The organism is Lacticaseibacillus pantheris DSM 15945 = JCM 12539 = NBRC 106106 (assembly GCF_001311175.1).
In the GTDB taxonomy this organism is placed as follows: domain Bacteria; phylum Bacillota; class Bacilli; order Lactobacillales; family Lactobacillaceae; genus Lacticaseibacillus; species Lacticaseibacillus pantheris.
In genome coordinates, this window is record NZ_BBAI01000015.1 from 1 (window position 1) to 14,650 (window position 14,650).

A 14,650-nucleotide genomic window follows, 5' to 3' on the forward strand; every position below is an offset into this window, starting at 1 on the left:
CACAGCGGTCACCGTGGAGCGGTCCACAAAGTCGCAGTACCCCACGGCACCCGCACCGGCCAGAACCGCCAACTCCCAAAATATTAATCCGTAGCTGACAACCATCAACGCGGTATGCGATAATATGCCCAACAAATAACGTACAGTTCAGAAACGAGGACCTCATGACCACCTTTTACTTCGTCCGCCACGGACAAACCGTCGCCAATGCGCTCGGCCTTAAACAAGGTACCATTAACGACGATATGACCCACCTAAACAGCGTCGGTGAGGCCCAAGCAGAACACCTGCACCGACAATTCGATATCAGCTTTGCCGACCAGATCATTATCAGTCCCCTCGACCGTACCCGCGAGACGGCGCTAATTCTCAACGACACGGCGCGCCTACCGCTCACCACCGACAAGCGCCTGCTGGAAATTTCTTACGGCTCCTGGGACGGCCAACCTAACGCCCAGCTTGAGGCTGAGCACCCCTCCGTCTTCGATCCCCTCCTCCACGACGTGCTCCCCGACTATGCGCAGCTCGCCCACGACGGGGAGACGTTTGCCCACGTCAACGCCCGCGTCAACGACTTCATGCACGACATGGCCGCTAGCCATCCGACCGACAACATCATCGTGGTGTCCCACGGGTTTACCATCAAAGCCGCCACGCTCGTCGCCACCAAGAGCACCGAACCCATGAGCATCCCCGAACCGGACAACACCAGTGTCACCAAGATTTCCTTCAGCGAGGAAACCATGCGCTACTACCTCTGGTATTACAACCGCTTCGACGCCCAAACATACTAACCAGCGCAAAGTAGCGGCAACTCTACCAACGCAAAATGGACCAGAGAAAATCCCGTACTCAGGGGTTTCTGCTGGTCCATTTTCGTAGGCCGGGAATCGCCATTTACCGGGTAACATCGTCACGTACACCCACGTGACGGCGTTCCCCCGGCTTACTTTGCACCCACCGCCCGAACGCTAATCGTCGACCGTGATGGGCGTGAGGTAACTGCCGTCCACCGCGTAACCCGGCGTCTGCACGTCGCGTCGGGCGCAATCATGTACGCCGCGTCCAGGTCGACGTACTGCACGTTGGCGTGCGCGGAGGCAAAGGCGACGGCGGCCGCCAAGCTGATCGGCGCCTCAATCATACAGCCGACCATACAGTCAATTCCGTAGCCCGCGCACAACTCTGCAATCTTGGTTGCCTGCGATAAGCCACCTGTCTTCATCAGTTTAATGTTGATGAGGTCGCACGCGTGCATGTTAACCAACCGCAAAGCATCACGGTAAGTGTGCACCGCCTCATCCGCCATCACCGGTAGGCCAACATTGGCCGTAACGTGGGCCAAACCGTCCAAATCATCAGCACGCACGGGTTGCTCCACAAACTGAATGTTTAGATCCAGGTCCGCAAAACGGTTAATGGCGTGGATGGCCTGCTTGGGCGTCCAACCCTGGTTGGCGTCCAGGCGAAGCGGCGTTAAGCGCCGACAGCGTTGGCGATTGCCCGCACCCGTTCAAGGTCCGTGTCGAGGTCGGCGCCCCCAACTTTGATTTTGAACGCCGCAAAGCCCTTGTCCGCCAACGTGCGGGCCTTGGCCACCATGTGCTCCGTGTCCGCGATACCAATCGTGTAGTCAGTCTGAATGGTCACCCCAGAGCCGCCCAGCAGCTGGACGAGCGAGGTGTCGAACTGCTGGGAACGGAGGTGGTACAAAGCAATTTCCACCGCCGCCTTGGCCGCCGAGTTGTTGCGGATGCTGCTTTGTACCAACGCTAGCAGGGCCTCCCAGTCATCGATGTCCGCACCAATAATCGTCGGCGTGATCCCCTCACGAACCGCCGACTGCATGGTGCCCATCGTGTCGCCCGTCACGATGCGTTCGGACTCGACGCGCCAATACCGGTCAGCCCGTTATCCAACTGAATGCGTACGACCATTGCTTCCAGCTGCGTTACGGTGTGCTGCGCCGTGGTAAACGGCTCCGCCAGCGGTAACCGCTGCGAATCCACCGTAATACTTGCAATTTTGTTACCCATAATGTAAGCCCCTTCACGTCGTTTACCCCAATGTAACATTCCGCGCGGGCAAAGTGAACGGGGGTGAGGAAGTTTTGTTGTTAACAGCGTCAGGTTTAATTGTCAGCCGGGCCGGTGTTGTAACCGAACTCGCTTACTCAGCCACACCAAAAAGTTTGACTTAGTGGTGCCATTTTTTTTGCGTCTAAAGCGGGCTATCAACGAGCACTTGCAAGTATGTGCTTATTGATAGCCCGCTTTATTTTGGGGATGAAACTCATCCATTGCTAAAACCGTCTATTCCGTACCTTTACCTGCCGGAGACTCCCGCTATGCCCCCAAATTTTTCAGCACATCCGCCGCGTACGTTCCGGTTAACACCCGCTCGACCATATCGACGTCGTTACTACGTTGCACAACGCGGCCTGGCCCAAAAATAGGTACATACACTTTTCATATTCGGTTTGTAACGCACCACTGGCAAGCACCTCGCTAAAGCTAAGGCAATACAACGGCATTTCGCTTTGATCCATGCAGTCCGCCATCGTCTGAAACCCACTCACCATGAGTAACTGTGAATCACCAGCAGCCCAGTCAATTGCGATAATGGGGCCGTTGCCAAAGTTGACCAACTGGCTTTCAGATATTGGCACCCTACCAACCAACTGCCGTAATAAATACGCCGGTAAAGTATCGATACTTCGCTGCGTTTGAATTAGATAGTGCCGAATACGGTCGACGTTAAATAAAAAAATACACAGAGAATTCGTCAAAGCTCAGGGTTGTCCGTAGCAACTGCCGTGTGTTATCTTGTCGACCCGTAACACGTCCCGCGTCTAATTGACGGTTGGTAATCGCCGCGGCCACCCTGAAGGCCTCCATCCAGGCATCCGACCACTGGCTAACCGCTTGTTCACTGATACCCAACCGCATCAATCTTGCTGACCACTGGCGGAACTGTGCGCGTACCCGCACTTGATTAAACTCCAGCTGCCGCTTCATCCCCAACATTGCAATCAACATCCCCCACTTTTTTTCTACAGTACGCCGAACTGTAGCCTCCCCACCGAATACCGTTCAGTCCCCAACTGTCCGGTATGTTAACTTATCTCAGTACCCTGTTAATTCGACCACTAGTCCCCCTACACGTTAGTCCGGCCCTCTGCCGCTTTGACCACTAACCGTGCCATTTTTACGTGCCGATGCGCCTTAAAAAAAAGACGGTGCGATTATGCCATTGAATCCCCACAGCCAAAGTGACTTGACCACCCGCGACGTTCATCAAACCAACGTAATGTTGTACGTTACTCGTGGTCACATCAACTGGTGCGACCGCGCCAAAGGGCCGAGTCACGCTAATGACACGTGCCAAAATATCATCACGCTAATAAATTGCCTGGCTGAGATTGATTGCAACGTTCGCTGCCAGTTAAGCCGAAACGCCAACCGTGAAGTATTAATCTCATCCGCCTCACGGGCTAATGCGACTGGTAACACCGCTGTGGGAACGGTTTTGGCTGTGTAAACCAACACTAAATCACCTACTAATGGTTCCAAGTACACGACATCGACGGTATTGGTGCCGTCAACCCAATCCCGATACAGACGGGCAATCTGGCGGTGCCGCCACCAGTAGAGGGTAACCGACACAATTAATAAACAGATGAACGCCAACACGGCGTACAACCACATCCCCAGCATTACCGGTTGATCAACTAACGCTACGCCAACTAATAACAACACCTGTAACACCGCGACTTCCATCGTGTGATTCAATAGGAGCAGTTTACCCAATAACAATGCACCCAAAATCACGGTCACGACGTAAATCAAACCCACTGGAACCCGCCCAGGTAGCCTGATCATGCGGCGAAAAGTTCGCCAGTTCCCCAAATCTTTCCTCACAGTTTCCAACGCTGTGTGGTCTTGCTCGCTCATAAGCGTTCACTCCTGCTTGATGGCGTTAGACACCATCATCAACTTTTCGTAGTAATACCAACCCGCTACCCAATCCATTACTTAACTATTACTGCACGCCATAGCCATCGTTGATGACAACGTGACGTGTTTGCTGTCGTGGTGTGTGCTCAAAGACTACAAACTGCCAAGCCTTGGCCGGCAGGTACTCGCGCTCGGCCGCCATGCGAGCCTCTACAGCGTCCGTGAAGTGATAAAAGACTCGATTCAACACCAACTTGCCGTGCACCATGAGTCGCGCACACCAGAGATTGGAGTCGGTCATTCTAGAAACACCCACCACACCAGTCTGGTTGTTCGCACGAATCTGGTGGTAAGATGCTGCGTCGTGCATAAAGTTCTGGTGGTTGGCTTGCCATTCTTGCTTTTGTTTAATCAATCGCTTCCGTGATAATTCACGGGCCAAGCACCCACAACTTTTAGTTACGCCACGCCGTAAGTTGTAACTATTGACTGTACAAACGTTGCCGCATTCACATTGGCAAACCCACATTGCATTCCCGTTAACGGCTAATCCACCCCGACGCAGTACCGTTAGTCGGCCAAATTTACGGCCGGTCATATCGATCGCTTTAACCATAGCTGTTCCTCCAAAGATCGTCCTACATACTTGCCTAATTCCGACAAACCCATTAATTACTTTTCCCCAAATACTGTCGTTCAGCAGCGTGGCGCAACTCTGCGGCCTCTTCGAATGTCTTGCAGGTCTTGTTTAAAACGTACCGGCTGTGAAACCTCAGCCGAGCCACCCAGCGGTCACTGCTTTTGTCATAAGAGACCCCAATGACGCCTGTGTGGTTACGTTTCGATAGATTTACCGAGCTGATATAAATTCCTTCATCATTCTTCAATGCTTGTACATTACCCATGTGTTTCCTAAATCCGTCATTATGCTGCGTCAATTTTCGTGAGTTCTCGATCCGCAAACATCCGCAGCTCTTGGTAACGCCATGGCGCAAGTTGTAACTATCAACTTCGGTATAATTACCACAATCACACTTGCAGAGCCAGCGTGCATTCCCACTAGATGATGTCTGTGGGGCCTGGCGGAGCACCGTTAGGCGGCCAAATCGTCGTCCCGTTAGGTTAATCAGACGCTTATGGTGCACGGCTGAAGCACAGTGCTTTGTTTTGCCACTAAGTAGGTGCGTTTGCGTAATGATGACCGTTTGCCCACACGAACACTGACATAACCATATCTGAATGCCCCCATCGTCCAATCCCAAACGTTGCTTGACTGTTAACTCTCCAAACTGTTGGTCAGTGAGATCAGCAAGCATCGATGGACGTAGTGCTGTTTCTAAATTACCATCCTTACTGCTCATGACCGGGCACCTCCTTTCTTCAGGATATGCTGCCCTCTAGGAAACTACCTATCGTACCTGGGCGGCATGTTCTTGTAGTACAGCATCTTGTGACTCGATAAATTTACCCAAGCCCTTGGTGGTGAAGGAACGATAGCGGATATTGCCCTGAATCCGTGCATTGACGGCATCTGGCATATTATCTTTGATTTGTTCCCACTGATCGGCAAATTCAAAGAATAGCTGGTTGTGTTCCTTCCGGAAGGCTTGAGCGTCGAGCGGTGGGGATGCTTGATACCGCAGGTAAATGTCGGCCATGTAGTCCAAGTAATCGGCCGTAAGGTTCTCTGGCCGGTACTTCGCAATCTTGCGAGATACAGACGTTTTGCGAATACCCATTGATCTAGTTGGCGGTGAACTTTTTGACCGTCATCCTCGTGAGTGATAGAATGCTCGTTCCACAAGTGGGTGTAGACAATGGGATTGAAGGTCGCAATATCTGTTGCCAATTCACAGGCCGTGCTGACAAAGTAAGTGTCTTCGTGTACTTGCAGACGTTCACTCCATGACAGCTTGATTGAATCTAGGTAATCGCGATTAAACCATTTGGCGTAGGCCACATTCCAATCGTTATAGCCGTGGGTGTAGTACTTAAAATCACCCTGATCATTGCGTATTTGGTTAATATAACGGCCAATAATTACCTGATGGTCTCCATGTTTAATGGCATTAAAGAAGTCCAGTAACGCGCCCACGTAATGTAGCTGATCATCGGCGTCCACAAACATAAAGTACTTGCCGGTAGCCATAAACATGCCCATCGAGCGGGCAAAACCAGGGCCTTTAACGACGTCGTACTCGTAAATTTTGATATCTAAATTAGCGAGGTAGGGAAAGGGATCTTGATCATCAACCTTTAGGCCACCATCGCCAATCAAGATAACCTCGACCTGTTTAAAATCGATACCAATCTGATTGTTAATGGACGACAAGCAAATCCCTAGTTGGGCTTCGGTCTCGCCATGAAACGGCACGATGATGGAAACTTGCTTCTGCATGGGAATCAGCTCCTCTCTTGGTTAATGTTCATCTGTAGGCCATATGCATTCAAATGTTGACTCAGGCCATTCAGATAGTTATCAAACTGCTGCGCTTCGGCATTCCATGGCGCGGCGGGTGATTGATCCTTGGCCCGCACCTGCTTCACGTAGGCCAGGGTAGGCGCCCAGGCTAGTGCGTTGGTACCAACAATCGTCTTCATGATGCTTTGGAGACTCGACCGGTCGGCAACCGGTACCGATTTCAGCTGCGTGTAAAAGCGGATAGTGAACTTCGCGAATTCGTTCATGTAGGCCACTTGGTCGGCATTCTGTAATTGCTGGAAGTACAGTGACATCATCTTCATCCAGGTCACGTTAATTGGCGCCTGTAGCGCATTATTATTTGGCAATGCCCGGCTCATAAACTTCATGACCCCGTAGTCGTCTAAATCGACAGCGTCGTTCGAGAGCTTGTTCACCAACCGACTCACGTATTCTTCGGCGTAGGGCCCAAAGTCGTCCTTGAACCGGATCTGATTGTCTTGCAAGAAACTGCGCTTGATCCAGCGACCAGCGATACTCTGGACCATCCGGCCAACTTGATAGTGGGCCACCCGCTGCTTATCAAAGTACTGAGTGGTAACAATCCCATTGATCGAATCTGCATCCGGGTGGGCATCACTCATCGTGAAGTAGCCTTGTAGTGTTGGGGCTTGGTGCAACTGATTATTTGGTTCCAGAATGGTCACGTAATCGCCCTGGGCCGCGTCAATGCCGAACTGGATGGCACTATTACTCTCCATTACCTGATCCGTAATCAGGTAACGCAGGTCAACGTTGCGGAATAGGTCAAAGAATTCTGGATGTTCCAATTTATAGGGGCCATTATCAATTAGTAGCAACTCGACATCATGAAAATCAATGCCAATCTGGTTGTTGATCGACGAGATGGGGATACTCAGGTCGCTCTCCTCAACGTTGTTCACGGGTAAGATGATGCTAATGCGTTTGTTCATGTGCTCTCCTCCAAAGTAGTGATTGTTTAGCCCTCAACGAGCTATATGTATGTGTCCGGAATTAAGTTCCGGACTATGAATTAGTGAAGCTATATGTGGGATCAAAGTCCCTATGTACGACAAACTGCACAGCCATTGATTCAGCTGTGCAGTCTGCCTAGTTCTTACCGCGAAGTCTGTAGCGAGCTGTCTGGTACATCATATATTTTCGATTGAGGGGGGATCTCTGTCAGAAAACATTCATCGGGTGGAAAGTAACCCTATTTCTAGTACAGACCCTCGCCATCGTCGTCTTCACGACGTTTGCGACTAGCAAAGGCGTAAGCATGGAAGCAGCCGCTGCGGTTAATCCAAGACCCAGAACAACAAATTCATTGTCCGAATCATCACCGGTTTGTGGCAGTGTCCGGGCCGCAACTGCGTTGCCAGTCATAGCTCCAGAGGCAACCACGCGTCCGGCAGAGGTCATGGTGCTGGTCGTAGTGGTGTTACCGCCATTACCATTGTTGTTACCGTTGTAGGCCAGACCGACCGTCGTTGCACCGTCAGTACCGTTGTTGTTACCGCCGTTACCACCAAAGTTCCCGGTGTTTGGCAGCGTGCCACGTGGCGAACCACCATCGGTACCAGTCTTGCTACCACCGTTACCGCCGTTGTCGGTCGTCGTAGTTGTGTGATCACCACCGTTACCACCATTGTCGGTTGTAGTAGTGGTGTGATCGCCACCGTTGCCGCCGTTATCGGTTGTGGTAGTTGTGTGATCACCGCCGTTACCGCCGTTGTCAGTTGTAGTAGTGGTGTGGTCACCGCCATTGCCACCATTGTCGGTCGTGTTATTGTTGCCGCCATCTACGCCGCCGTTGTTGTCAGTGTCTGGCGCCCCATTGTTGTCACCATCAGTACCGTTGTTGCCATCGGCACCGTTACTACCGTCGGTACCATTGCTGCCACCACCATTATTGTTGGTTTGAGTGTTATTGCCGTTCGTGGCATTACCACCGTCACCGCCTTCATTAGTGATCGTCGTGCCAGTACCTTTATCCGAACCACCACCGTTGTCAGTAGTGTTGGTGGTCTTTGAGCCTCCGGTCGTAGTCGTGTTAGTATCACCCGATGCACCATCAGAACCCTTGTTGCCATCATCGCCATCAGTATTGATGTTGATGTTGCCACCGTTGTTCGAATTATTGTTGTTATTGTTATTGTTGTTGTTGATATTGATGTCAGGTGTATTACCAGAGGCACCGTCAGAACCGTTGCTACCATCCGAGCCGTTGGAACCGGCTGGGATCGTCAAGGTCTTGCCGTCACCGAAGACTAGGACAATACTGCCATCACCGTTCTTAGTTTCAGAAACGATTTCAGCGTCCTTGCCGTCGTCACCCTTGTCACCTTTATCGCCTTTATCACCCTTAGCAACCGTAACCTTGGTGCCGTCACCGAAGACGAGTACCGTGTTGCCGTCTTGGTCAGTGTAATGATCGGTAACCTTAGCATCCTTACCATCAGCGCCGTCCTTGCCATCATTGCCTTTAGCAACCTTGACCTTGGAACCATCGCTGAAGACGATGACCGTGTTGCCATCCTCATCGGTATAATGGTCGGTGATTGTGGCATCTTTACCGTCGTCACCCTTGTCACCTTTATCACCCTTGGCAACCTTAACTTCAGTGCCATCAGCGAAGACAAGTACCGTGTTGCCGTCCTCGTCAGTGTAATGATCAGTAATTTTGGCGTCTTGACCATTGTCGCCTTATCGCCTTTGTCACCTTTGACCCGAATGGTCTTATCAGTTTGACCATCGATATGAATCGTGATGGTGCCATCACCATTATCAGTGACTTCTGGCGTCTTACCATCGTTCCCATCTTTACCGTTGTGCACCGTGATGACCTGTGTTGGGTCTTCAGAGCCTGGTGTCGTGATAGTGATGATGGTGCCAATGGTTTTACCATCAGAATCAACATCTGGCGTAGTGGAGATAATCGGCGTCTTGCCGTCCACGCCGTCTTTACCGTTGTGCACAGTACCGACTGTCTTACCATCAATGGTGATGGTGTAACCCGTAGTCTTGCCATTTTCATCAGTGATTGGCGTGAATTCAGGTGTCTTACCATCGGTACCGTTCTTAATTTCACCGGCTGGTTTGCCATCAATTGTAATAGCGTAACCAGTAACGTTACCGTTACCGTCCGTGACTGGTGTAATAGCTGGTGAGGTGCCGTCCACGCCATCTTTACCGTCCTTGCCGTCGATCCCATTCAGCACCGTACCGGAAGGCTTACCATCAATAAGGATGGTGTAACCGATGACCTTGCCACTAGGATCTTTAACTTCAGTAGTAGTGACGGTTGAACCGTCCTTACCATCGGTACCGTTCTTGACCTCGCCCATGTCCACACCATTCAGTGTGATCGTGTAGCCAGTCGTGTTCCCGTTGCCGTCAGTTTCAGGCGTAATGACTGGTGTAGCACCGTCCTTACCGTCTTTGCCGTCCTTACCGTTCATCACGGTGATAGGGTTCTGGCCGTCAATTGTCAACGTGTAGCCGAGCACCGTACCGTCAGTATCAGTAATTGGGGTAATGGTTGGCGTTTTACCGTCAACACCATCTTTACCGTCCTTACCATCTTTGACAGTGGCAACTGGCTTACCATCAATGGTTAGGGTGTAGGTGCCATCACCGTTATCAGTGACTTCAGGTGTTTTACCATCGACACCATCTTTGCCGTCCTTACCATTAGCCACATTGATGACCTGTGGTGCTTGGCTAGAACCTGGAGTCGTGATAACTAGGGTAGTACCAATTACATTGCCTTCACCATCAACCTCAGGTGTCGTTGTGATAATTGGTGTTACACCATCTTTACCATCAACACCGTCCTTACCATCGGTACCGTTCTTAACGGTTCCCAGTATCTTGCCATCAATACTGATGGTGTAACCAGTGATATTGCCGTTGCCATCAGTGGTTGGGGTAACTTCAGGCGTTTTACCGTCGGCACCATCAACACCGTTCTTAATTTCACCGGTCTTTACACCGTTCAGGGTAATGACGTAACCAGTAACGTGTCCATCGGCGTCAGTTTCAGGCGTAATGACTGGCGAAACACCGTCAACGCCATCCTTACCATCGACACCGTCTTTCCCGTTCAAGCCGTTGTAGACTGTCCCGGAAGGCTTGCCATCAATTAACAGCGTGTAACCAATAACGTTACCACTAGGATCCTTGGCTTCCTCGGTAGTGATGACTGAGCCGTCCTTACCATCGGCACCATTCGTCCCGTTCTTGACTTCACCCATGTCCACACCGTTCAGCGTGATTGTGTAGCCCGTCACGTGACCGTCACCGTCAGTTTCTGGAGTTATAACTGGTGTTGCGCCGTTTTTACCATCCTTGCCGTCGGTCCCATCCTTACCGTTCATCACAGTAACAGGAGTTTGACCGTCAATCGTCATGGTGTAACCAAGAATCGTCCCATCAGTGCCAGTTAGCGGCGTGATGGTTGGCGTCTTACCGTCAACACCATCTTTACCGTCCTTACCATTTTTGACAGTGGCAACTGGCTTGCCATCAATCGTCAGGGTAAAGGTACCATCGCCGTTGTCAGTAACTTCTGGCGTTTTACCATCAACACCGTTAGTGACGTTGATGACTTGTGGATCCTTATTGGAACCTGGTGTGGTAATTGTGATCTTAGTGCCAGTAACGTTGCCATCACCATCGGTCGTTGGCGCAGTGGTAATGACCGGCGTAATGCCATCCTTACCATCAACGCCATTCTTAATGGTGACACCTGGCTTACCATCGATTGTGATGGTGTAGCCAGTAACATTGCCGTCACCGTCAGTAGTAGGTGTGATTTCAGGTGTCTTACCATCGACGCCATCCTTACCATTCTTAATTTCACCGGTTTCAACGCCGTTCATGGTAATCATGTAGCCGATAACGTTGCCGTCGTCGTCTTTTTCTGGTGTGATGACTGGTGAAACGCCGTCGATACCATTCTTACCGTCAGTGCCATTTTTACCATCGGCGCCGTTGAGCACTGTGCCGGAATCCTTACCGTCAATGAGTAGCGTGTAACCAATGACTTTACCACTAGGATCCTTGACTGTTTCGGTCGTGACAACAGAGCCATTAGTGCCGTTAATGCCGTCTTTACCATCCTTAACCGTGGCAACTGGTGTGCCGTCAATTGTGAAGGTGTAGGTACCATTACCGTTGTCAGTGACCTTTGGTGTCTTACCATCGACACCGTCAGTACCATTAGTAACATTAACCACTTGTGGATCCTTCTCGGAGCCTGGCGTTGTGATAGTCAGTGTTGTGCCGATGACCTTACCGTCACCGTCCAACGTTGGTGTTGTGGTAATAATAGGCGTTGTGCCGTTGGTACCATTCGTTCCGTTAGTCCCATTGGTTCCGTTGATACCGTCCTTACCGTTCAATACGGTAACCGGAGTCTGGCCGTCAATTGTCAGCGTGTAGCCAAGAACTTTACCATCAGTACCGTTCAACGGCGTAATGGTTGGGGTCTTACCGTCAACACCATTCTTCACCGTGCCTACAGGCTTGCCGTCAATATAAAAGGTGAAGGTGCCATCGCCGTTGTCCTTAACGGTTGGGGTCTTACCATCTTGACCATTCAGGACGTCAAATGTTTCTGGATCCTTACCAGAGCCTGGCGTTGTGATCGTAATCGTAGTACCAATGACGTTACCGTCACCATCGAGTTTATCTGTCGGTGTAATAACTGGCGTGACACCGTCTTTACCATCATCAACAATCTGGGTATGGATTGAACCATCAGCACCACTAATTGTGACGATGAGCGTGTGCTTGTTGCCATCATTGTCGGTGTACTTCCGCGTTTGGATCGTATCGCCGTTAGTTCCGTTGGTACCGTCTTTCCCGTCATCGACAATCTGGGTGTGAATTGAACCATCTTTACCACTAATTGTCACAATGGCAGTGTGTTCATTACCATTGTTATCGGTATACTTCCGCGTTTGGATTGTATCGCCGTTGGTTCCGTTAGTACCATCCTTACCGTCGTCAATAATCTGCGTGTGGATTGAACCATCCGTGCCGCTAATTGTGACGATGAGGGTGTGTTCGTTACCATCGTTGTCAGTATACTTGCGGGTTTGAATCGTATCGCCATTAGTACCATTGATACCGTTGATGCCATCAGTCCCGTTCTTAACCTCACCAACGGGCTTGCCATCAAGCATAATGATGTAACCAGTAACCTTACCGTCTTTATCCGTTTGTTCTTGTAGCGTCGGCGTCTTACCATCAGGAATATCAACCACTTGATCAGTTGACTTCGTGCCGTCATCACTATATTGACGAATGGTCAGTTGCGTCCCGGTCGTGCCGTCTGCGTTCGTATATTTAACCGCATTAACGACTGGGCTCTTACCATCTTTACCCTTCAATGATTGTAAGAAGTCGACTTCAGTTCCTTGGTGAGTCTTATGCCAAACATCGTAAGCTGATTCGCCAGCCTTTGGTTCAGCATCAAAGATCAACCAAACGTCTTGTCCGGTTGTGCCGAATTCGGCGTCAACACCAGTATCATCGGCAATACCATTGACCATGTAACCGTAGTTGTCATCAATACCCACAAAGTGTAGCTTCGACGTGTTAAGTGCGCCATCGGCATCATCTAATTCGTTACCATCCAAATCAGTAACTGCAGTCGTACCGTCACCATACTTCGTAAAGTTATCTATATCATTGTCTAGGTCTGGTACATAATCGTAACCGTAGTCGCCAGTGATCATATCATCCTTTTGTAACTTAACGCCAGTTGCACCCTGGTAGACGTAGTGAACGTTGACTGTTCCAGTCATCTTATCGTAGTTGAAGTTTCGCTTGATCGTGTCGTTTGCTTCAGTAACCGTGACGTCAGCATTGTCATTGGTTGCTGCTGCATCATCAACCTGGGTTGTGGCCTTAACTGTGTAGCCAGTAGGGGTCTTATCCTCAGCCGAACCAACAGTTACCGATGTGTCACCTGTCGTTGCGACACCGTTTTCGTTAGTTGTCCAAGCTGTGTAGTCATAACTATCATCCTTAGATGGATCAGCATCGTTAGACTTAAGCGTTGCTGTCCGATAGAAACTTGCGACGGTCTTTGTTGAGGTGGTACCAACAGGATCACCGTAAGTATCAGTTTCAGTGACCTTGTGCGTTAATTCCAGGTTGTTCGGGTTGTTCGTTGGTGTGTAGGTAACTGGTGTTTGCTGAATTGTCCGTACAACTTCAGTATTGTTATCAGTACCTTCCAACGTAACGTCGGTATTGGTTGTGCCTTTTTGTGTGCCATCAACATCAGTGCGGAGGTACTTAGAAGTGAATCCTTCTGGACTTGCTAAATAGCCAGGGTTCAGCGCTTCAATGACACCTTCCTTATCAGCATCTGATTGTGAAACACCACTAGGTTGAGTTGTCCAATCAGTATAATTCCAATCGTTGCTTCCATCTTCTTTGGCTGTTGCTGTACGGTAGAAGGTTACATTATCAATATCCTTAATGGAACTAATCGTGGCGCCACTAGCATCTACGTAGTTGACCGTTTCAGTAACCATCTTCTTGAGATCAGTATCGCTAGGGTTAGTTACTGGAGTTCGATTATTAGGTGTATACGTGATGGTTTCGGTGTTATCTGTAGGAATACCATTGTCGTCAGTTGTGCTAATAGCTGGAATGTTTGGTTTATCCGGCGTTGCGTTTTCGATAGTAGGTGCGGTAACCGCATCAAATTCTTCCTGATTATTCGTGTTTGTATAAGTGACTTGCTGCAGGACTGTACCATCTTTTTTTGGTATAAGTATCTTGCCCGGCAGCCTTTAATACTTCGTCCGTTTGAATAGTAAACGGTACACTAGTTGTGGTCGATTTTGAGGCCGGTGATCCATCAGCATAAACATAATTAATGGTCTGAGTTGCATTTGCTTCGCCTGGTGTAATCTTGTGAGTTAACTGAATTGTGTATGTGGCACCCGCTTCAGTGTTTCTGATCAATTCAAACCGTCCATCGGATTCCCCCTGTTCGACAGTACCATCCGGATAGGTCTCACTCATCTTGCTTGAATCGAAGTTGTAGTTTTTAAAAAGTGCACTTGAAACACCCATCTCGGGTGCAAGTGATCCATCATCATTAACAACATTGCCGGTAGTTGTTCCATACACTGCGTGGGGATTACCTGGATCAACCATCACTTTGACCTGAATAATTTTTCGATTGTCTTCATCCTCATCAACGTAGTTAACCATATAAGAATCA

Annotated in this window: 13 protein-coding genes; 1 reads left to right on the forward strand and 12 read right to left on the reverse strand. The window is 49.9% G+C overall.

Annotated elements, in window-relative coordinates:
* Positions 1-164: 164 nt before the first annotated feature.
* Positions 165-794 (forward strand): histidine phosphatase family protein, encoded by a 630-nt coding sequence (locus JCM12539_RS06295; protein WP_054650091.1) that lies wholly within the window; start codon positions 165-167, stop codon positions 792-794.
* 152 nt (positions 795-946) lie between these two features.
* On the opposite strand, the gene JCM12539_RS14650 is transcribed toward JCM12539_RS06295, so the two are convergent.
* The 12 genes from JCM12539_RS14650 to JCM12539_RS06355 all read right to left on the reverse strand — a co-directional run bounded on the left by JCM12539_RS14650 (position 947) and on the right by JCM12539_RS06355 (position 14,640).
* Positions 947-1,465: an enolase C-terminal domain-like protein gene (locus JCM12539_RS14650; protein WP_082405370.1), complete on the reverse strand. Its 519-nt coding sequence runs from the start codon at positions 1,463-1,465 to the stop codon at positions 947-949.
* Between the two features lie 11 nt (positions 1,466-1,476).
* Positions 1,477-1,872: an enolase C-terminal domain-like protein gene (locus JCM12539_RS14655; protein WP_054650095.1), complete on the reverse strand. Its 396-nt coding sequence runs from the start codon at positions 1,870-1,872 to the stop codon at positions 1,477-1,479.
* Positions 1,869-2,036 carry a hypothetical protein gene (locus JCM12539_RS14660; protein WP_162204056.1) on the reverse strand — a complete coding sequence of 56 codons (168 nt, stop codon included), beginning with the start codon at positions 2,034-2,036 and terminating at the stop codon, positions 1,869-1,871. The genes JCM12539_RS14655 and JCM12539_RS14660 overlap by 4 nt, the downstream gene beginning before the upstream one ends.
* A 720-nt stretch (positions 2,037-2,756) precedes the next feature.
* A complete protein-coding gene (locus JCM12539_RS06315) occupies positions 2,757-3,038 on the reverse strand; it encodes a hypothetical protein (protein WP_054650100.1) in 282 nt (93 codons plus the stop codon).
* A gap of 327 nt (positions 3,039-3,365) precedes the next feature.
* Positions 3,366-3,854: a hypothetical protein gene (locus JCM12539_RS06320; protein ID WP_156302094.1), complete on the reverse strand. Its 489-nt coding sequence runs from the start codon at positions 3,852-3,854 to the stop codon at positions 3,366-3,368.
* 187 nt (positions 3,855-4,041) lie between these two features.
* A complete protein-coding gene (locus JCM12539_RS13155) occupies positions 4,042-4,371 on the reverse strand; it encodes a hypothetical protein (RefSeq protein ID WP_156302095.1) in 330 nt (109 codons plus the stop codon).
* 253 nt (positions 4,372-4,624) lie between these two features.
* Complete coding sequence (locus JCM12539_RS06330; protein ID WP_054650106.1) at positions 4,625-5,317, reverse strand: AP2 domain-containing protein; 693 nt, start codon at positions 5,315-5,317, stop codon at positions 4,625-4,627.
* Between the two features lie 44 nt (positions 5,318-5,361).
* A complete protein-coding gene (locus tag JCM12539_RS06335) occupies positions 5,362-6,354 on the reverse strand; it encodes a glycosyltransferase family 2 protein (RefSeq protein ID WP_054650108.1) in 993 nt (330 codons plus the stop codon).
* Positions 6,355-6,359: 5 nt separating this feature from the next.
* Positions 6,360-7,352 (reverse strand): glycosyltransferase, encoded by a 993-nt coding sequence (locus JCM12539_RS06340; protein ID WP_054650110.1) that lies wholly within the window; start codon positions 7,350-7,352, stop codon positions 6,360-6,362.
* 229 nt (positions 7,353-7,581) lie between these two features.
* Positions 7,582-8,649 carry an LPXTG cell wall anchor domain-containing protein gene (locus JCM12539_RS06345; protein ID WP_054650112.1) on the reverse strand — a complete coding sequence of 356 codons (1,068 nt, stop codon included), beginning with the start codon at positions 8,647-8,649 and terminating at the stop codon, positions 7,582-7,584.
* Positions 8,650-8,669: 20 nt separating this feature from the next.
* Positions 8,670-14,210: a beta strand repeat-containing protein gene (locus JCM12539_RS06350; protein WP_439645125.1), complete on the reverse strand. Its 5,541-nt coding sequence runs from the start codon at positions 14,208-14,210 to the stop codon at positions 8,670-8,672.
* The gene (locus JCM12539_RS06355) at positions 14,137-14,640 is read right to left on the reverse strand and encodes a mucin-binding protein (RefSeq protein WP_054650116.1); all 504 of its coding nucleotides are present in this window, start codon (positions 14,638-14,640) and stop codon (positions 14,137-14,139) included. The genes JCM12539_RS06350 and JCM12539_RS06355 overlap by 74 nt, the downstream gene beginning before the upstream one ends.
* Between the last annotated feature and the right edge of the window lie 10 nt (positions 14,641-14,650).

Excerpts from the sequence above, each read along its gene's own strand:
- JCM12539_RS06315 (WP_054650100.1), bottom strand. The coding sequence starts at position 3,038 with ATGTTGATTGCAATGTTGGGGATGAAGCGGCAGCTGGAGTTTAATCAA.
- JCM12539_RS06340 (WP_054650110.1), bottom strand. The coding sequence starts at position 7,352 with ATGAACAAACGCATTAGCATCATCTTACCCGTGAACAACGTTGAGGAG.
- JCM12539_RS06295 (WP_054650091.1), top strand. The coding sequence starts at position 165 with ATGACCACCTTTTACTTCGTCCGCCACGGACAAACCGTCGCCAATGCG.
- JCM12539_RS06330 (WP_054650106.1), bottom strand. The coding sequence starts at position 5,317 with ATGAGCAGTAAGGATGGTAATTTAGAAACAGCACTACGTCCATCGATG.
- JCM12539_RS06355 (WP_054650116.1), bottom strand. The coding sequence starts at position 14,640 with ATGGTTAACTACGTTGATGAGGATGAAGACAATCGAAAAATTATTCAG.
- JCM12539_RS06335 (WP_054650108.1), bottom strand. The coding sequence starts at position 6,354 with ATGCAGAAGCAAGTTTCCATCATCGTGCCGTTTCATGGCGAGACCGAA.
- JCM12539_RS14660 (WP_162204056.1), bottom strand. The coding sequence starts at position 2,036 with ATGGGTAACAAAATTGCAAGTATTACGGTGGATTCGCAGCGGTTACCG.